Origin of the sequence: Rahnella sp. JUb53, assembly GCF_004346065.1 — a bacterium.
GTDB lineage: Bacteria > Pseudomonadota > Gammaproteobacteria > Enterobacterales > Enterobacteriaceae > Rahnella > Rahnella variigena.
Genome location: NZ_SLYT01000003.1, coordinates 1 through 19115, shown reverse-complemented (window position 1 = coordinate 19115; position 19115 = coordinate 1). Strand labels below are relative to the sequence as shown.

22 protein-coding genes are annotated in these 19115 nt (G+C 48.3%); 18 read left to right on the top strand and 4 right to left on the bottom strand.

Annotated elements, in window-relative coordinates; genetic code table 11:
- The first annotated feature begins 12 nt into the window (after positions 1-12).
- Together EC840_RS07835 and EC840_RS07830 are read left to right on the top strand one after the other, a co-directional pair.
- Positions 13-2262: a replication endonuclease gene (locus tag EC840_RS07835; RefSeq protein ID WP_132964860.1), complete on the top strand. Its 2250-nt coding sequence runs from the start codon at positions 13-15 to the stop codon at positions 2260-2262.
- Between the two features lie 170 nt (positions 2263-2432).
- Positions 2433-3332, top strand: a complete 900-nt coding sequence (locus EC840_RS07830; protein WP_132964858.1) for a hypothetical protein — start codon at positions 2433-2435, stop codon at positions 3330-3332.
- Positions 3333-3729: 397 nt separating this feature from the next.
- Here the strand turns inward: EC840_RS07830 and EC840_RS07825 are convergent, their stop codons facing one another.
- A complete protein-coding gene (locus EC840_RS07825) occupies positions 3730-4182 on the bottom strand; it encodes a DUF2778 domain-containing protein (RefSeq protein ID WP_243701042.1) in 453 nt (150 codons plus the stop codon).
- A 33-nt stretch (positions 4183-4215) separates the two neighbouring features.
- Positions 4216-4707, bottom strand: coding sequence for an Hcp family type VI secretion system effector (locus EC840_RS07820; protein ID WP_047607110.1), 492 nt, complete (start codon positions 4705-4707; stop codon positions 4216-4218).
- 212 nt (positions 4708-4919) lie between these two features.
- Between EC840_RS07820 and EC840_RS07815 the strand changes: the two genes are divergently transcribed.
- The 3 genes from EC840_RS07815 (at position 4920) to EC840_RS07805 (ending at position 7560) form a co-directional block, all read left to right on the top strand.
- Positions 4920-5108, top strand: coding sequence for a hypothetical protein (locus EC840_RS07815; RefSeq protein WP_120164078.1), 189 nt, complete (start codon positions 4920-4922; stop codon positions 5106-5108).
- A 515-nt stretch (positions 5109-5623) separates the two neighbouring features.
- Positions 5624-6628: a nucleotidyltransferase gene (locus tag EC840_RS07810; protein WP_120164079.1), complete on the top strand. Its 1005-nt coding sequence runs from the start codon at positions 5624-5626 to the stop codon at positions 6626-6628.
- Positions 6628-7560 carry an S-4TM family putative pore-forming effector gene (locus EC840_RS07805; RefSeq protein ID WP_120164080.1) on the top strand — a complete coding sequence of 311 codons (933 nt, stop codon included), beginning with the start codon at positions 6628-6630 and terminating at the stop codon, positions 7558-7560. The genes EC840_RS07810 and EC840_RS07805 overlap by 1 nt, the downstream gene beginning before the upstream one ends.
- 296 nt (positions 7561-7856) lie before the next feature.
- On the opposite strand, the gene EC840_RS07800 is transcribed toward EC840_RS07805, so the two are convergent.
- Both EC840_RS07800 and EC840_RS07795 read right to left on the bottom strand, forming a co-directional pair.
- Entirely contained in the window at positions 7857-8885 is a 1029-nt protein-coding gene (locus tag EC840_RS07800; RefSeq protein WP_132964855.1) for a phage portal protein, read from the bottom strand.
- Between the two features lie 2 nt (positions 8886-8887).
- On the bottom strand, positions 8888-10654 hold the full coding sequence (locus tag EC840_RS07795) for a terminase ATPase subunit family protein (RefSeq protein ID WP_132965208.1): 1767 nt from the start codon (positions 10652-10654) through the stop codon (positions 8888-8890).
- 144 nt (positions 10655-10798) lie between these two features.
- On the opposite strand from EC840_RS07795, the gene EC840_RS07790 reads away from it, so the two are divergent.
- From EC840_RS07790 to EC840_RS07730, 13 genes are all read left to right on the top strand, one after another.
- The gene (locus EC840_RS07790) at positions 10799-11650 is read left to right on the top strand and encodes a GPO family capsid scaffolding protein (RefSeq protein WP_132964853.1); all 852 of its coding nucleotides are present in this window, start codon (positions 10799-10801) and stop codon (positions 11648-11650) included.
- A 44-nt stretch (positions 11651-11694) separates the two neighbouring features.
- The gene (locus tag EC840_RS07785) at positions 11695-12771 is read left to right on the top strand and encodes a phage major capsid protein, P2 family (protein WP_132964851.1); all 1077 of its coding nucleotides are present in this window, start codon (positions 11695-11697) and stop codon (positions 12769-12771) included.
- A gap of 10 nt (positions 12772-12781) precedes the next feature.
- Positions 12782-13438 (top strand): phage terminase small subunit, encoded by a 657-nt coding sequence (gene gpM / locus EC840_RS07780; RefSeq protein WP_132964849.1) that lies wholly within the window; start codon positions 12782-12784, stop codon positions 13436-13438.
- Positions 13439-13533: 95 nt separating this feature from the next.
- A complete protein-coding gene (locus EC840_RS07775) occupies positions 13534-14004 on the top strand; it encodes a head completion/stabilization protein (protein ID WP_132964847.1) in 471 nt (156 codons plus the stop codon).
- Positions 14004-14207, top strand: a complete 204-nt coding sequence (locus EC840_RS07770) for a tail protein X (RefSeq protein WP_132964845.1) — start codon at positions 14004-14006, stop codon at positions 14205-14207. The genes EC840_RS07775 and EC840_RS07770 overlap by 1 nt, the downstream gene beginning before the upstream one ends.
- A gap of 5 nt (positions 14208-14212) precedes the next feature.
- Complete coding sequence (locus EC840_RS07765) at positions 14213-14422, top strand: holin (RefSeq protein ID WP_013574808.1); 210 nt, start codon at positions 14213-14215, stop codon at positions 14420-14422.
- Positions 14403-14912 (top strand): lysozyme, encoded by a 510-nt coding sequence (locus tag EC840_RS07760; protein WP_132964843.1) that lies wholly within the window; start codon positions 14403-14405, stop codon positions 14910-14912. The genes EC840_RS07765 and EC840_RS07760 overlap by 20 nt, the downstream gene beginning before the upstream one ends.
- Positions 14912-15337, top strand: a complete 426-nt coding sequence (gene lysB / locus EC840_RS25500) for an Rz-like lysis system protein LysB (RefSeq protein ID WP_132964841.1) — start codon at positions 14912-14914, stop codon at positions 15335-15337. Before EC840_RS07760 ends, lysB begins: the two co-directional genes overlap by 1 nt.
- Positions 15225-15470: an Rz1-like lysis system protein LysC gene (gene lysC, locus EC840_RS25355; RefSeq protein ID WP_243701041.1), complete on the top strand. Its 246-nt coding sequence runs from the start codon at positions 15225-15227 to the stop codon at positions 15468-15470. Before lysB ends, lysC begins: the two co-directional genes overlap by 113 nt.
- A complete protein-coding gene (locus EC840_RS07745; protein ID WP_132964837.1) occupies positions 15433-15900 on the top strand; it encodes a phage tail protein in 468 nt (155 codons plus the stop codon). Before lysC ends, EC840_RS07745 begins: the two co-directional genes overlap by 38 nt.
- A complete protein-coding gene (locus tag EC840_RS07740) occupies positions 15893-16351 on the top strand; it encodes a phage virion morphogenesis protein (protein ID WP_132964835.1) in 459 nt (152 codons plus the stop codon). Before EC840_RS07745 ends, EC840_RS07740 begins: the two co-directional genes overlap by 8 nt.
- A 1154-nt stretch (positions 16352-17505) precedes the next feature.
- Positions 17506-17766, top strand: coding sequence for a hypothetical protein (locus EC840_RS07735; protein ID WP_132964833.1), 261 nt, complete (start codon positions 17506-17508; stop codon positions 17764-17766).
- Positions 17767-17887: 121 nt separating this feature from the next.
- On the top strand, positions 17888-18799 hold the full coding sequence (locus EC840_RS07730) for a hypothetical protein (protein WP_132964831.1): 912 nt from the start codon (positions 17888-17890) through the stop codon (positions 18797-18799).
- Positions 18800-19115 lie beyond the last annotated feature (316 nt).

The following is a 19115-nucleotide window of genomic DNA, read 5'->3' as shown; positions in this document are numbered from 1 at the left end:
AGACGGTTTGTAATGCAGAACAATCGCTTTACTTCTCAGACTGAAACGCCCGATGTTTGGGCGTTCCCCTGGAATAAACCTCTAGCCCCAATCGTCCCTCAAGAAAGGCCGAGACCGCTTACCCGTGATGAATACGATCAGGGGCAAGCTGTTTTAATCAAAGTAAAAAACCTCTCTAAAGACCTGCAAGAAATTTTCACTGGCCGCCATAAGTACCTGCTCAAAACTCAGGGCATTCACGCAGCCAATAAATATCTGGTTTATACCCTTGGGCGCAGCATTCTGCCGCGTGTCGATGCGGTTAATAAAGCCCATGCAATGAATATCAATGCTTCCAGGAAATTCATCTCCGAGGCCGATGTTTATCACCAGTTACCAGGCATGAGCGACAAACCGCTACGTCGTTTCACACAGAATATTGCAGGACAATTGAAGGCCATTTATGAAGACCGTTGTGATCAGCTGTTGGCTGAACATGGTGGAGATTACGGGGTACTCCTTCACTCTGATACGCAGTGCGCTCTGTATCGTGATATTGCAGGAATGTCTCGTGCCTTCAACGTCAGCCCTATGTATTGGACAAAATTCACTAAAGGCAAGCTTGATGCAACGTCTGCCATCGCTGGCATGTCTCGGCTGGTAAATCCCGATTGGTGGTTAAGTCAGTTGAAAGGCCAGCGTACCCGCTGGCGTGAGTCATTGCTGATCGCAATCGGCAAGGTTAACCGTGACGCGTCTCCCTATGCTAGTAAGCAGGCTATCCGTGAAGTTCGTTCCCGCCGACTGTCTAATCTGGACTATCTAAAAAGCCGTGACCTGGAGAATGTCGAAACCGGCGAGCGTATCAGTTTGATTGAGAAAGTGATGGCGAGCATTTCAAACCCTGAAATCCGTCGCATGGAGTTAATGAGCACGATCGCCGGCACCGAAAAATATGCCGCCGCAAATGGCGACGTCGGGATGTTCCTGACCATCACCACCCCTTCCAAATATCACCCGACCCGCATGGTCGGCAAGGGCGATAAAAAACGTGTTCAGCGAAATCACGCATGGGACAAAGAAGCCTATACCCCGAAAGATGCGCAGCGTTATCTGTGCGGGATCTGGAGTAAAATGCGCACCGCGTTCAAGGATAGCGGCCTGTCTGTTTACGGGATGCGCGTTGTTGAGCCTCACCACGACGCGACCCCGCACTGGCACATGATGTTATTCACAAAGCCCGCCATGCGTCAGCGGGTGATCGATATCATGCGCAAATACGCCATGAAAGAAGACGTTGACGAACGCGGCGCAGCTAAAAACCGCTTTGACTGTAAGCACCTGAACCGTGGCGGCGCGGCTGGCTACATCGCCAAATACATTGCAAAGAACATCGACGGTTACGCACTGGAAGGCGAGCGCGACCACGAAACAGGCGAGTTGCTGACAGACTCCGCTGCTGCTGTTACTGCCTGGGCTGCTACCTGGCGTATACCTCAGTTCCATCCTATCGGCCTGCCTACCATGGGTTCATACCGTGAGTGCCGCCGCATCCGTTCCATCAGTCTGACTAAAACCTTTGACGAAGAAGTGGAAGCTGTCCGCGCTGCTGCTGATGCCGGTGATTTTATGGCGTACATGTCAGCCCAGGGCGGCGCAAATGTTCCACGCGATGATCAAACTGTGCGTGTAGCTCGCCGCGTTGCTGATGAGCTGAACGCATACGATGAGGAAGTGAAAAAGGTTGTGGGCATTTTCGCGCCTCACCTCGGCGACTCCCGCGTTTATGAAACCCGTACAACACAATGGCGCATCGTTTCTTCCGCCGTTGACGTTGAGGTTTTGACCTTAAAAAGCGCCTCCGGCGCGCCTCGGAGTCCTGTCAATAACTGTGGGCTAGGTGGAAAGAAACAGGCAACAAATTGGCGTAATAGACAGGCTGAAGGCGCTCCTGCAGCGTCCAATTCTGACAACCTGCGAGTTATAGACTGGACAGACACTGCCGCCGTGAGGGCGATTGTGGCACGCATACGGGCAGAAACGCCGAGAGTCAGCAAGGCGCAGCGAAGTTTTGACCCAACGAAAGCCCGGGATGTTGCTCCATCAGCAAGATTGACGGCTGAAGAACGGGCGCGATTGCCTGAGATTGGACGGGAATTGATGAAAAAGGGCATCACTGCGCATCGCTGGGAGCTGGAAGCATTAACACGGGGGGCTCACATGAAGTTCGGTGATATCGATATGCATTTTGAAGCTGTTGATGATTGGGATGAGTTCAGCTAATAAAAAACATCTTGAGATAGGACTTATCTGTATTAAGTGAGGCCTAATCTGAATTTGATTAACAAGTCGCAGTTAAGAATGGTAGGGACAAAGAGTGAAATGCGGACATTGATACTGGTTAGATAGCGTAAGTAAGGATAAAATCACGTTAAACTTCTAAGGGTAATATGATGAAATCATTCGATCATTATTCAATTGTAATCGCATTAAACCATCTTACGGATGTAGTAGGGGCTGCGAGCCAGACCAATTTGTTTAAAGATTATATTATGCCAGTTTTTGTGGTTCTTCTCTCTGCAGTAACGGCCTATTTTATAGCTATAAGGGGTTATCGGTATCAGGAAATCGCCAGAAACGAACGTATCAAAGCTGACGCACTCAACACAATTATTCTTCAAATGCAGGTCATGCAATCTAATTTAATTGCTATTAAGCAAAATTACCATGATGTCCTGGGTAGTCATCCTTTGCAGCGTGCTTTAAATATTCCAACAATTGCAGTAGTAATAGATGTAGTAGATTTCAAGCCTAACGAGATAGCACAGCTTCTATACGCGCGTAAGAATGATGTTGAAAAATATCCATGGATGAATATAGCTTCGTTTATCGCTACCTATGGTAACTATAATCAACTTGTTGCAATGTTAAACCTCAGAAATCAACTCGATAAAGAAGTAAAAGAAAAATTAGCCCCCTTATTTTCAGGTGCAGGTGCTAGAGGTTCGGTGAAAATAATCGATGTAGAATCTACATTAGATGATAATTTAAAGATGAAGTATGTTGACTTGACGGAAATGTTTATATTGTCAGTTGATGACCTTTTAATTACTATTAATGATTTCTTGCTCAATTTCCCTAGAAAGGCTTCAGAACCATTAAATAAGAAATACCTCACTAATTATGTTTATCTTAATACTTACACAAATCCATCAAAAGAATTTCAAGAATGTCTAAAAAGATGTACGGGAGTGGATTTTGACATTCTTTCAAATATAATGAAATTTGATAAGCAGGAAACAGTAAAGAGGTATGTTGAAAGTTCAGTGGTAATTACCACACCTAAGGATTAACCCATGACGTTGTCAGTTTGGCTCCTATTCGTTAACGTGTTTTGATGCATTAAGGTTCGCTCCTGGTACTCAAAAGATTGAGTACCAGTAATGTAAATGTATGAGCTATTATACTATCTTAGTAACTCTATACCCTAATCAATGGCATCCAGTTGTCGCCGTATATATAGATGTAATAAAATAGTAACTCCTATTGCAAGCAAGGCTGAAACAGTCATCGCTGTATTTAGGTATAGGTCTAAAATTCCCTCTGCATCATAGATACCAAAGATCCACGCAAAGTTGTGCATTGCGTCCTCAGTGATGAAGTTATCAATTACCTGAGTGAATAAAGTGAACACGACGATAAATATCAGTAAGTAACCCACAGCAGCAAAGAACCGTTTGACCCATTTCATTACACTGTTACTTTCATGATACCGTGAGCCCTCAATGAGGTTCCCGGCACGCCGATCATTGATGTGTTTAACAATGCAGCTCTTAGATAATCAAAATCTGCAAGTGCCGTCATTGTTATACAGCCTTCACTTAAAGCTTGTGGCCCGATTGGATGAAGGCGGAAATTCCCACGTTTGACACCTTCAATGAAGGTGTCATCATTGATTTTTCCGTCATCACGATAAAGTGAAAACCATTCTTCCCGACCTGCTCCGTAATAGTATTTCAAAGCAGCCATACGTAAGCTTCCTAAGCGTCCTCCAGACTCCCGACTAACAATAAAATAGCGCCCCGTTGGCAAGGCTCCGGTCATTGAGACATTGGTTAAGGTAGGATTGTTTCGTCCAACCATTCGACCTGAGAATGCAGGAAAATTACCGACTCCTGCACAGCTCAAAATGGAAGTTTCCATGCCATTCAGCACAAAACTACAATTAAGAGCCATTTAAGCTGTCACTCTTTCATTCCAAGCGTCGGCAAAAATTACGTTACCGTCACAATATTTCCATGTGATTTTTTCATAGCGAAGCTCAACACTTTCGTTGTGGTTATGCTTTTCGAAGGCTGGGTTTTTGATATGGTGCATTGTTGGGCAGATTGATACAATTTTAACGCCTTCGAGATACATGTTGAAGTACTCAACTTCCTGGCCTGCATCGTTGATTTTGTACCATTTAAATTCGGCAGATTGGAGAGTTTGGCCGGTTGCGGTTGCTTTATAGAGATAAGGGCTAGAGCTGTCGAATTCTTTCTCAAAACCTAATGCCGCATGTATACGTGTGCCGGTGATCTTGCCTGTAGCCCCGTCAGTTGGAAGATGCAGAGAGTGCCCGAAACCTTGAATCTCAATTGAACCTTCACGTCCATTCACATCGACAGATCCTTTAATATCTGCTCCGCCGTCATCCTTCAACCATAAATACGCTGGTATAGCCATTGTTAACAACTCCTTATGTTTTGTAGGGAAAACATACACCCAAAAAACCACTTGAACAATATGGACTTTTACCGCAAGGCAGGGATTGTCCATTTTGCAGGCAAAGCATTCAGGTGACAGATAATTGCCATGCATAACATCCAGAAATATATGGAAATCATATCGGAAAAAACTTAGCATACTGTATAAATACACAGTTAAATGAGGTGGAAATGGAAGGATTACAAACGGCTGCATTGTTGGAGAGGATCGCGTTAATTGCCAAATTGGCCACATCTACAGATTGCGATCATGATGAACGTGAGATGGTTGCCATTTGGATTGCGGAAATGGCCGTAACCGCAAAAGAGGAGTTACTTGCCGTTATCTTTGATGTAAACGGTGCGGGCAAAATCCATTGATTTCGGTGCATAGCTCTTTGAGGAGCTATGCATGCATTACCTGCATGTATTTGCATGATCCAGAAAGGATCAAAAAATGCCTGTTCGCCCCTATAGCTGGGCTTAGGGGCGCTCTTAGTCATGCATTAAAAACAGTGAACCAAGTCAGAAGCGGGCAGGCGGGTAACATTGCGCGCGCTGAGGTGCCGCGTCATGAAAATGAACCAACCCCACTTTCCTAGACGGTCACGTGCCTCATAGACAAGGCACCCTTTGTGCACTGAATTGAAATTCTGTAAAGTGCTTATGGTCACTATCACTGCAATGTGCGTAATTGTGCGACGTTCTTGACATGAATTCGTCTTTTCAGCATCCTGTGATTTGTGCAATACGTGTACCGAACTTCTTCTCTGCGTTAACAATGGTATTTTGTTCTACATCATAAAAATACTAGCTTAGTAGTTATACCCTTTTAATGGGGGCGACCTTTTCGTGCTCACTGAACATTATTCTTACTCTGCATAAAGGACTACAAGATGTCTTATAGCGTGAACAATGCATTCATTACATTGATGAAAGAATTTGTTAATCTTACTGCTGATTCTAGCCAGGAAGGAAAAAAAAGTAGAAAGTGGCTTGTTGAGGAGCAAATAACAAAATTTCCAATAAATGATGATAAGTTCCCTCTTATGCAAACTAATTATAAAATGTGGTTCGGATCTTTTTCACGCCGGACAAAAATAAGAGAGTTGGACGATATCGATATGATGATCATTATGCACGCACAAGGGAGTTCGTATTATGATTATGGAAGTACTGTATATCTCTCACCCGGCGAGAATTCACGATTTTTAAACTACCTTGATGAGTCAGGACAGTGGATAAATTCTAGAAAAATCGTAAATAAATTTGTTTCATCACTTAAAGAGGTGCCACAGTATTCAAAAGCTGATAGCAAGCGGCAAGGAGAAGCTGCCACCCTTAAGCTACTTAGCCGAACCTGGAACTTTGATATCGTACCAGCCTTCAGTACTGTAGCAGAATCAGATGGCACAAATTTTTATCTAATCCCTGACGGATATGGTAACTGGAAAAAAACCGACCCAAGGATTGATAAAGATCGAACTACTCGCTTAAATCAGAAGCATAACGGCAAAGTTCTTAATGCCATTCGTCTTGTAAAATACTGGAAGAGAAAGCGTGGCGTGCCAGCAATCGGCTCTTATCTTTTAGAAACTATTTTACTTAACCGCTATGAAAATCTTTTTCAAGGTGAGATGAGTGACTGGGTTGATCGAGAATTCCCCCTTGCGCTGCGATCGCTCGCCAATGCTATATTGCTTCCTGTTTATGACCAGAAAAGTTTCCAGGGAGACATCAATAACTTGAGCTCAGATGAACGCTGGAAAGTATGGGAAAAAGCATCTACAGATGCAACTCTGGCTGAGGAGGCCATCGCTTTGGAGTTTAGTGATCCTTTAAAATCCGGAAAATATTGGCAACAGGTTCTGGGCAATGACTTTCCGATTGAGGAGGCATGATGAACAATTACTTTGAAAATCAGAATCATCCCGAGATGATAAAGTTACAAGCGGCACAGCGGGAACTATATTCATTGGTAAAAAAATATCTAGCATACAGCTTTTTGTTTGCCGTATTAGTTCCGACAGTAGCATCTGTCTTATATTTGATATTGAGCTTTTTTCCAAACTATACATTTCCATGGCTGAAAACCGCATTAACCGTTTACGGCTTTATAATGCTTTTCATCAACAATTTACTACTTAACCATATCAGCTCAATTAAAAAAAGGGCGGCACGTATCCAGGAAGAATTTGACACACGACTCTTCGCAATGGAATGGAATGACGTAGTAGCAGGCAAACGCCCTGGACCACATGAGTGGATTGAACCTGCTGACAAGCATCTGAAAAAAAATGGAAGTGCAGCTCTCACCGATTGGTATTTGAACTATTCAATTGCCTTACCCTCTTCAGTAATGACGTTGCTGTGTCAGAGCAAAAATCTAGGATGGGATGCACGTTTAAAAAAAATCATTTCGGATTTTCTTTCCATAATTTTAGTCATTAATGGCATTGTATTACTAATACTTTCAATTATTATTAACCCTCCTGCAGCGAATATATTTTCACTTATCGCCCTGTTGGCTCCGGTTTATCAGTTTTACTACCGTTATGTTAATGAAAATAAAAAATCAGTTGCCCGCGCTGATGAATTGCGTGAGAAGGTCGAATCACAACTTGATAAAATCACAGAGACAGGTTTTTTTGATGAAGCATCCCTAAAGAGACTATCAAGAAATATCCAGGATCAGATCTTCATATATCGTTCATCCGGCAACCCAGCTCCGGATAGGATGCATCGATATAACAGAATGAGAGATGAAGAACGCTATGACCGTATATTTGATACTTATTCAGAAAGAATGAAATTATTGGAGCCACTTATATGATCTGAATGGTGTCACGGTACACTTGACACTGAATATTGTAATTGAGAATAAGGTTTTCTCCAGTTCCATGAGCGCCAATACTGAGACTATCTCGAACAAATGGCCTCAGTATGCCTCGTTACATATGCTATCGGATACATTTACAACCATATATGTGCAGGCTGAATATTAACTCGTGATAAAATAGCATTTCTTTCCAGATCCAGCCTAACGCCCTGCTAAATAACACTGTTAAAATAAGTCTTATAATAAAAACTAAGAGACAAAAGATTGTTTTAGCCCCGTTTCTCGGGGCTTTAGTCCTGCTCTGGCGTCAATTCATAAGAAGTAAATCTAATCACCTCCTCCCCAAACCACGCATTCAATTCCTTAAACCGTTCCTGCAATGGTGTCAGCTCATTGCGGACAAACACCTGCGACGCCTTCACTGAATCACCAAACCCGCCGCTGTTCTCCGGAATAATGCCCATCATCTGCGGTGGCACGCGGTGCGCGCACAGCAGGTCATTCTGGCTGGCTTTCTTGATGTTGAAGAAATCGTCTTTGGTCGCAACTTCACTGAGCGGCAAAATCTTGATCCCATCCGGTTTACCGTTCGGCGCGTACATGAACAGGTTGCGGAAGTTGCCCAGGCCTTTTGTGTCACGCATCGCCTTACGCATCTGGTCAATATCACTGCTGCTCTGTGCCGCATCAGTCATGTACAGGATATATCCGGCGTGCGCGCCGTTCTGATAGTACTTCCGACGAAAGAGCGTGGCAGCCTCATTCAGCCAGGCAGAATTCAGGGCGCTGAGGTATTCAGGCAGGCCGTACAGTTCCTGATTAATGTCCGGTTCGATCAGATGAAACACGCTACCGGCTTCGAACCGATGGGCATCCTTCCATTGCTGCACAAACCAGTAAGTATCTGGCTCTACGCCGCGCCGTGCGTATTTAGCGGGCACCGTTTTCATCACCACGGCGTCGGCAAGCTGGTTGCGGATCACTTCTAAAAACGCATTCCCGAATACCAGGTAATCCAGGGCAAAGCGGCTAAATTCCTGCTGTGATAGCAGCGGGTGCGGGATATAGGTCGAGGCCAGAATGTTGCGCTTCACATACAGCGAGGAGCTGTGATGCACGGCTGCCCGCAGCGTGCGGGCGAGGCCGTCAAAGCTGACCGGCGGCTCATACCACTGGCCATTCCCCGTGCATTCTATGTAATCCAGGATTTCACGGCGGTCTAATACCGGCGTCGGGTCGCCAAAGCTGAACGCCTCCGCGCCGCTGGTCTGCTGCGCGGCTGCTGTTTGTGCCGACTTGCGGAATTTACGCTTACTCATAATTAATAAAACTCCAGGATGTTAGGGCTTTGGCCGCCGCTGGCGGCGGTCAGTGGTTCATTGAGCAGCGCGTGCATGATTGCCCAGGCGACATCTGCGTGGCTGGCTTCCTCGCTGCGGCTGGCCTCGTAGGTGGAGCGGCTGCCGCTGGCGGTCATGGTTTTGCGGATCGCCATGAATGACGACGTGATGTCTTTGTGGTTGGTGTCGTACTCCAGGCGTCCGGACGTGATGGTGTCCTTAGCTTTCAGTACCATTTTCGTTTTGGTTTCCGGGCTATAGCGGATTTCCATCGCGGCAGGGAAGAACTGCCGGACAAGCTGGAACACGCCCTGACCGATGCCGGTGGCATCAATGCCGATATATTCCACGCAGTAGCGTTTTGTGAGTTCCTCAATGCTTTTCGCCTGGGCGGCAAAATCCATACCCTTCCACTGGTGGCGTTCCAGTACGCGGAATTTGCCGCCGTCTACTAGCGGCGGAGCCAGTACGGCGCAGCCTGCACTGTCGCCGGTGTGCGACGGGTCGTAACCAATCCAGACGGCGCGATAACCAAACGGACGCGTCGCGAACGGACTGAAATCCTCCCATTCCTCCGCACTTTCCACCATGCAGCGTTGCAGCTCGGCGAACGGGAATACGGACGCCTGATCGTCAACAAACTCACACATAAACAGGTTGCGGAAATCTTCGGCGCTGTTTTCCTGTTTTAGCGTGTCGATGTTGAACAGGTTGCAGCCACCGGCTAACGCATCCTCAATGGTGACGATTTGCCGCCACTGCCCGTCACCGCAAAGCTGGCCTTTCGCCAGGGCGTGATGGCTGATATCCAGCTCAATCCTGTCGTTGCGATCTTCCCGTCCCTTGTTGAACAGTTCGCCTGACCAGAATGGATAAGCGCCGTGCGTCAGTGCTGACTGGGTGGAGAAATAGGTCGTGCGCAGATGTTCCTGCGACGCCATGCCGCTGGCGACCTTGCGCAGCTTCTGGAAGTTCGGGATCCAGAAGATTTCGTCCACGTAGAGGTCGCCGTTATGGCTTTGGGCGGTGTTGGAGTTGGTGCCTAAGAAAATCAGCTTTGCGCCGTTGTTCCCGATCACAATCGGGTCGCCGGTTAGCTCAACATCAACCTGGCGGGCAAACTGAATGATGTATTCACGAAACACGTAAGCCTGAGTTTTACTGGCTGAAAGAAATATCTGGTTGTGGCCGGTAGCCAGGGCGCGCAACAACGCTTCGCGAGCAAAGAAGAACGTCGCGCCGATTTGTCGGGATTTCAGGATGTCACGGATCCGGTGTTTAAGCCCCGCGTCGTACCACACACGCTGATACCGGAAGCACTGGGCAAGAAAAATATCCTCCAGTTTTTCCAGCGCCTCGTCGCTGAAAAAGTTCTTGGTCGGCTTCTTACGATCCCCCTTGTTCCTGTTGGAAATCTTCGGGTTTAAATCCACCTCGTTTCCGCTTTGACCGTAACGGTTCACCCTGGCCAGGCGTTCCATTAAACGGCCTAACGCCTCCATTTCCTTGTAATCCGCATTCCCTTTCACGTCTTTGGTGGTGAGTTGGATCAGGCGCGCTTCCAGGCTGGATTCCACGCGGGAAATGGGCGCGACGTTGTCCCAGGCGTTGCGTGTTTTCCAGCTCTGCACCGTTGGTAACTTTTGGTTCAGCATCTCCGCGATCTGACGGACGGAAAAACCCTGCCAGTAAAGCAGTGCCGCCTGTCGCCGTGGGTCGCTGATGATGGTTGAGTGAGTCGTTTTCATGACTGCCACGTTAACGGGCGGCACGCTGATTTTCCTGCTGCCCACGTTGTGCCATCAAGCATCAACCCGCATCGGCTGGCGATGTTGGGCATCTGTCGGGAAACTTGGATTTCTCAGAAGCACACACCGACTGGAGTCCGACACATGGCAACAAAAGCAAAGCGTTTTCGCATCTGTACCGAAGGGGCAACCACCGACGGACGCGAAATTACCCGCGAGTGGATTGAACAGATGGCGGCGACCTATGACCCTAAGGTCTACGGCGCACGCATCAACATGGAGCACATCAAGGGATATTTTCCTGACAGTGCGTTTCGTATGTACGGCGATGTCACCGGCGTTTACGCCGAAGAAGTGGCGGACGGTGCCCTGAAAGGCAAGCTGGCACTGTATGCCGATATCGACCCGACGCCTGATTTAGTGTCGATGGTGAAAGCCCGCCAGAAGGTTTACACCTCCATTGAAGTGAATCCCTCGTTTTCCGATACCGGTAAAGCCTATCTGATCGGCCTGGCCGTGACCGACAGCCCCGCCAGCCTTGGCACCGAGTACCTGCAATTCAGCGCGAAGGCGCAGCAAAACCCGCTAGCTGGCCGCAAGCAGGATGCCGGAAACCTCTTTACCGCCGCCGAAGAAACGGTGTTTGAGTTTGAAGTAGAAAAACCGGCCGCGCCGTCACTGTTCTCTCGCGTGAAACAACTGCTTTCCAGCAAATCCGCCTCGGATGATGCCCGTTTTAAAGACGTGCATGACGCCGTGGAAGTGGTGGTGGAACACGTCGAAACCGGCCTGAAAGCCAGCGATGAAAAGCTGTCCGCGCTGCAAACCTCACTGACGGAACGCCTCAACACGCTGGAACAAACCGCGAAAGATGACCGCGAACAGTTCAGCACGCTCAAAGGCAAGCTGGAAAAGTCCGCGCCGCAGAGTTACACACAGCGCCCCGTTTCAAGCGGCGGCGGCAAGGGTGATGCAGCCAACTTCACCGACTGCTAAGCACGACGCTCGCGATTAACCCGTTAACCAATTTGGAAAAAAGCATGAAACAAACAACCCGTTTTCAATTTAACGCCTACCTGTCCCGCATTGCTGAACTGAACTCAGTGGACACCGGTGACCTGGATAAAAAATTCAGCGTGGAGCCGTCGGTAACGCAGACGCTGATGACCCGCGTGCAGGAATCCTCCGCGTTCCTGCAGATGATTAACATCGTGCCCGTGGATGAAATGAAGGGTGAAAAGGTCGGAGTGGGCGTGTCCGGTTCGATTGCAAGCACCGCAGACACCAGCGGTACCGGTGAACGCCAGACGGCTGACTTCAACACTCTGACCGCTGAGGGTTATGAGTGCCGCCAGACGAACTACGATTTCCATTTCCGTTACGCCACGCTCGATCTCTGGGCGCGCTATCAGGACTTCCAGGCGCGTTTACGTGACGCCATCGTGAAACGTCAGGCGCTGGATCGCATCACCATTGGCTTCAATGGCGTAAAGCGTGCGGCAACATCAGACCGCGCTAAATACCCGTTGTTGCAGGACGTGAATGTGGGCTGGCTGCAGAAGTACCGAAACAATGCGCCGGAACGCGTGATGGATAAGGTTATTGGTGAGGATGGCACAGTGACTTCTGAAATCGTCCGCGTCGGTGATGACGGTGACTATGAAAATCTGGACGCGCTGGTAATGGACGCCACCAACGACATGATTGACCCGATTTATCAGGACGACACCGGCCTGGTGGTTATCTGCGGGCGTCAGCTGCTGGCGGACAAATACTTCCCGCTGGTGAACAAGGCGCAGGAGAACTCTGAAAGTCTTGCGGCGGATATGATTATCAGCCAGAAGCGCATCGGTAACTTACCGGCGGTGCGCGTACCTGCCTTCCCAGCCAATGCGCTCATGATCACTCGTCTGGATAATCTGTCCATTTACTGGCAGGACGGCACTCACCGCCGTCATATCGAAGAAGTGCCGAAGCGTGACCGTATCGAAAACTACGAATCCATCAATGAAGATTTTGTGGTGGAAGATTATCGCGGCGGCTGCCTGATCGAGAACATCAAGATCGGCAACTTCAAAGAAGTTAAGCCGGATTCAGCGTCCGAAGCAGCGGAATAAGGGGAACTTCATGATTAGCCCTTGCCGTCGTCACATGTTGCGACAGTCAGCCATCATCGCCGCACAGCAGGCCGCCGGTCAGCTGACTCACGCCACCGGCTACGAACTGCAAATGCAAAAGCTGAATGCGGATAAGCAGGCGCTGCATAAACTTCAGTCCTTCCAGGCGAAAGCGGAACTGAAACGTCAATTGCTCCCTGAATACGCCCCGTGGGTGTCGGGCGTGCTCGCCGAAGGGAACGGCGCACAGGATGCCATCCTGATGACCGTCATGATCTGGCGTATTGATGCCGGTGATATTGCCGGTGCGCTGAACATTGCCCGCTACGCCTTTAAACACCGGTTAGCGATGCCGTTCGGAACCCGCACGGCGGGATGTGCTTTCACTGAGGAAGTGATAGACCAGGCTGTTCGTGCCCGCACCGCCGGTGAACCGGTCAGCATTGAGCTGATGCTGGAAGTGCTGGAACTGACTGACGCTGAGGATATGCCCGATAAAGTCCGTGCCCAGTTGCACAAAATTGTCGGCTATCTCTACCGCGACGGCGGCAAGGACACGTTAGCCCTGGAGCGTCTGAAAAGTGCCTTAATTCTCGACGGCAAATCAGGCGTTAAAAAAGACATTGAGCGCCTGGAGTCTGCCATCAAAAAGGCATCCGGCAGCTAAAAAGAATGCGCCCCGCGCAGGGCGGCACGCCAGCCGAGACCGGTCTTTGACCTTGTTCAACGCTGGCGTCCACCGCCCCCCATTCAGAGGTCATTATGTCCCTTGTTGTACCTGCACCTAAACCGGACGCCGCGACGGAACCCGCGATTAAGAACACTCATTTCTGGCCTGATGTGGATCCTGTTGAGCTGCGCGACACGCTGCGCCTGGAGGGCACCGTCACCGCTAAACGGCTGAGAACTGCCGCAAAGTTTGCCATGACCGAAGTGAACGCCGAGCTGTACAACTTTCGCGATGCGCAGATTGCCCAGGGCTTTACACGTCTGGCGGATGTTCCCGCCGATCAGATTGACGATGAAAGCGTGAAGGTCTGCGCCTATCAGCGCGCCGTGGCGTCTATTGCAGCGGCCTTCCTGGCGGAGCGTTATCCGAATAACGACACCACCGATAAAGGCAGTAAAAAGGCCGAAATCGTGGAAAGCACCGTTGATGATTTGTGGCGGGACGGGCGCAACGCGATCAGCGACGTCGCCGGTGTGTCTCACTGCATCATCGGGCTGCTCTGATGAGAGTCTATGCCGAACAAGGTGACACCGTTGATTCGCTCTGCTGGCGGTATTACGGGCGTACTGAGTCGGTGATGGAACAGGTTTACGCGGCTAACGTTGGCTTAGCCGCACAGGGGGCAATCCTGCCCCATGGCTACGCGGTGGAGCTGCCGGACATCACCCTGGCCGCAGTCAGTGAAACCGTTTCACTTTGGGACTGATGACCATGGAGCGCATCACCTCGTTTATCTGTTATTGCATCGCCGTGTTTCTGGCCTGGCTGGGTGGGATGTCTTATCAGGATATCGCCTTTTTAGTCGGTGCCGCCGTCGGCGTCGCGACCTTCCTGGTGAACTGGTATTACCGTCGCAAAACCTACCGCCTGCTGAAAGCAATGGGCATCAGTGGAGAAATCAATGCAGCCATCAATCGTTAGACGCTGCGCCGTCGCCGCCGTCCTGGCGATTGCCGCGCTGCTGCCGCAAACGCAGACCCTGAAAACCTCCGCCGCCGGTCTGGCACTGATTGCTGATTTTGAAGGCTGCAGTCTGTCCGCTTATCAGTGCAGCGCGGGTGTCTGGACAAACGGCATCGGGCACACCGCAGGCGTGAAACCGCAAACGCACATCAGCGAACGGCAGGCCGCCATGAATCTGGTGGAAGACGTGATGCGGGTGGAGAAAGGCATTGCGCGCTGTATGCCGGTTGCCATGCCGCAACCCGTGTATGACGCCGTGGTGTCCTTTGCGTTTAACGTCGGCGTGACGGCGGCCTGCAAATCAACGTTAGCGTTTTTCATCAATAAAGGTCGATGGCGGGACGCCTGCGAACAGTTGCCGCGCTGGGTGTTTGTGAAGGGCGAGCGCGTCACCGGCCTGGAGCACCGCCGCGCGAATGAGCTGGCCTACTGCCTGCAGGGAGTCTGATGCGTATTTTAATTTTGTTACTGCTGGCAGCCTGCGCGCTGGCGGGGCTGCAAACCTGGCGTATTGGTGGCCTGCATGATGAAGCCGAACAGGCGCAACGCATCATCGGCACGCTGTCCGCCGGAATCGAAAGCCGCGACAACGTTATTAATCGCCTGAACGATGATGCCGTGACGCGGGAACGCCAGGAGCAAAGCTTGCGCACCCAGCTCGCACGGGCAGGTCAGGAGGCGCGGGATCGTGAAGTTCATATTCAAAGGTTACTCAATGAAAATCAGGAAATGCGCGACTGGTATGCAGCTATTCTGCCTGATGGTATTAGCCGGATGCACGCACGTCCCGCCTTCGCCAGCGCCGCAGATTATTTACGTTGGCTGTCCGGCGGTGACGAGCTGCCCGATACCGGCAAGCTCACCCGCCACTAACGGCGATTTAAGCAGCGATGTCAGAAACCTGGAGGCCGCGCTGACAGCCTGCGGCCTCCAGGTGGAAGCGGTCAAACAATGCCAGGAGGAACACCGTGTTAAAACCCGCCCAGCTGAGAAAAGCGTTAACTGACGCGGTGCCGGTGCTGCAAACCAGCCCCGACACCTTGCGGATGTTTGTGGATAACGGGCGCATTGTTTCCACGTTAGCCAGCTCGCTGTCGTTTGAATACCAGTATCAGGTCGAACTACTTATTACTGACTTTGCACACGACTGTGATCTGATCATCGTGCCTATTCTCGCATGGTTGCGTGAGCATCAGCCGGACATCATGGCAACACCCGATAAACAGCAGACGGGCTATAAATTCAAAGCCGATATGCTCAATGATGGCAGCTACGATATTGCCGTATATTTGCAGCTTACCGAGCGCGTGATCGTTAAACAGATTGATGCCGGTCTGTACGTGGAGCATGTTCCTGAACCGCAGCTGCCCGAGCCGGTGGAAAGGCCGCGTGAGCTTTACCTGCACGGCGAGTTAGTGAGCCAGTGGAATGAGTGAACTGTCAGCGTTTGATACCCGCCTCGCTGGCCTGATTGCCGCCCTGTCCCCGCAGAGTCGTAAGGCCATGGCGTCTACCATTGCAAAGCGTCTGCGCAAACATCAGCAGCAGCGAATCAAACGGCAGGTTACGCCAGAGGGGCAGCCGTTCGCGCCGCGACGGGCGCAGCCTCTGCGTGCGAAGAAAGGCCGCATCAAGCGGGAGATGTTCGCCAAACTGCGCACGGCTAAATACATGAAGGCCAAAGGCACGGACAAAGACGCAGTGGTGGAATTCACCGGCCAGGTTCAGCGCATGGCAAAGGTGCATCAGTACGGCCTGCTGGATCGTCCATCGGTGAGGGCAAAAGAAGTACAGTATCAGGCGCGCCCGCTTTTAGGGCTGGACGCGGAGGATATGAAAATTGTGGAAGATGAATTGCTAATACTTATTAGCTCAGGCTTAACCTGACACAACTGCGGCACAGAGCCAAACCTAATCTGAGAGGCAGCTCTGTGCCAAAAGCCGAAATAGAACGTCACGACACGTATGGTCAGATATCTAAAAAAGCATGGCGCCGATTTCAGGGATGCTTACTGGATGTGATGTGCAATGCCAGCATTACTCCCACTCAACAATATGGCATACCAAAACAGCAACACCTGAGAGTCGATTCGGATAGGTTTGATCTGATGTAGCTGTTGATATGTAGGCGAGTTCGATGATAGTACTATGTTTTCCTGGGAAAGCTAATTTTGACATGCTCAAAGAATGATGCTGTCAGTCTAACTAAGATACAAAAAAACCGCCTAGGTTTGGCGGTTTTTTTGGAAAGTAAAATGGGTAGTTCTACTTTCGGGTAGTGCAAGACTACACATTAGACGGTTAAATTGTCGGCTAATTCGCCTTATACGTCAAGTGCCAGACGTACATAGTTAGCTTCTATGATGTCAAACGGCTTCTACTAGCTGGAATTGATTGACCTAACCTAAATCATCCATTCATTACTCACACATTATGTAATATTTGTTGTTTGTTCTTTTTTCGCCGATATAATTGATTTGTCTAATGTAAAAATTGCGACCCAACACATTATTCAAGTGAGCTTATCCCCTAGGGGACTATGGGTTATGAGGATAATGTTTTAAGTGTAAGTCTTTGATTAGAAAGTAAGGAAAGGAGTTAACGCTCACCATACTATCGCTGGCAGAGCTGTAAGCTCTTGTCATTCAATCATCAACTAAGAGGATATCCAAATGAGATCGCATGTATCTATATTAGGAAAAGCCCTGCTTAGAGGGACTTTTCACTAAATTGATTTGCCGTTAGTTTCGGCAGTTAAGTCATGGCGTTCCTGTAAGCAGGAACACATGAGTCTGGCCTTGGGTTACCTTAGCCAGACGAAAGGCAGTACAAATGTAGTAAAGCTGGGGCCATTTTCGCTATGCCATTAACAAACCAGCGGTGGTGAGTTTATGGCGCTGTAGGGACTGGAACTGAGGATTGTTAAGGCCCTCAATTCCGGGCCGCAAGATTACACATTAGACAAAATTTGTAAGTCTTCCTCTCTTGAAGCTTTCCAGTCAGATAGAGAGTAGTGCCCATCATATGATGAGGTACGTATCATGAAGCATGGTAATAAAGGAAGTAAAGGAAGTAAGTGGTGGGTTGCTGTTTGTTTTGGTATGTTTTTTACTGCAGCGCCTGTACCTGGTGGGGAAGCAAAATTGAATTTCAACGGCGCATACCTATTCAACGTGAATGTAACGCAAGTGACTAACAATGTTATGATTACAAGCGTTCAACCGGTACATCCTAGTTTTACATCACCCAAGCCTAAGCCAAAAGTAAACAAGGTTCCCCGCAAGGGAAGCTGCGTGCGCTGATAGGTAGTATCCGTTTAATGGACGGTAAAAAAGCCTCCGTAAGGAGGCTTTTTTTACATGGTGTTATCTCTAAGGTTGAGAGATCTGCTTAACTTATTGAAATTTATATGGATAATGATTTATGATACTTCCTGGCGGAGAACCGAGGATTGCTACGATTCCTGTGAAAGTAGGGTATGAGATATCACTGGAGTATCAGCTTGCAAAGGTCATGTGGTGCGCAGAAAAATTTATGGAAAAATTCCATAAAGATCAGCATGTTAATGATCTTGAAGATGAAACCTACTATCTTTTCGATACGCTGATTAACAGTGCGACAACTTTGATAGAGTATTATTTTTCAAATGTCATATACTCTTTAATCGGTACGGTAATCGAGGCACCGAAAAAAGTAGAGTTTAGAGCATTTAATAAATCTAATTATATTAATAGGAAAGCTGAGATTTTCAAAGAGTACAAAATTGGTGAGTTGATTAATGGCGATGTAATTGCTCAAAAAAAACATACTGAACAATGTGAACAAAAGTTTGACTTATATTTGAATTTTATTATAAATGAAAGATACGATTTATTTTTTGAAATAAATAATTATTTGAAGCATAACGGAAGGCTTCGAGGGTTTTGGCTAAAGAAAATATTCCCTGAAATAGATTTCATTAAACACCATTTTATTAGATTTGAAATAGAAAACGCATTTTTATTGAAAAACAAAGCAATTAAAAAATTATTGGATATTGACTTCGGTGACTTCAACCCTGCGAATCTTGATGAATTTTTTGTGGGGGAACCGTATAAGATTTTAGGCCATCATGGTGGCTCTATTTATTTCAGTAGCGATGACTGGGTCTATGTGAAAGGTTCCCAGAGTGTTGGCATAACCTCGCTTTCAGTTGTGATTAAAGTCTATCAGCTTTGTTTAGAGGTTATTAATCATCTTATTCCTTCAAAGCCAGGTGAGATTACAACTTTAATAAAACTAAATTCATTCAAAGAAAAATTTGAGAAGCAATTGGAAAAACTAATGGGAATATAAAATTTTCATTAAAAAATTATCTTGTTAAAATGCCCTAAAGCTCATTGCTATTGCCCTGAACTTCTTAGTTTATTCAGGATAATCAGAGTCTAGTTCACATCATGTCCGTTCCTCACTCAAACCAGACTGTCAGGTTTAATGATGTTCTACCTACGACATCTGTCACCTCAAGTTTAAGCTAATACTCCTCAGTCATTGGTCCTCCTGTTGTGCTACCCACCTGACCTGCTCCCCGTTGATTAGTACACCCCGATGTTAGTAATGTCTTCATAAGCCACATGAGGACACCCCCATGAAGAAGCGTTTTTCCGACCAA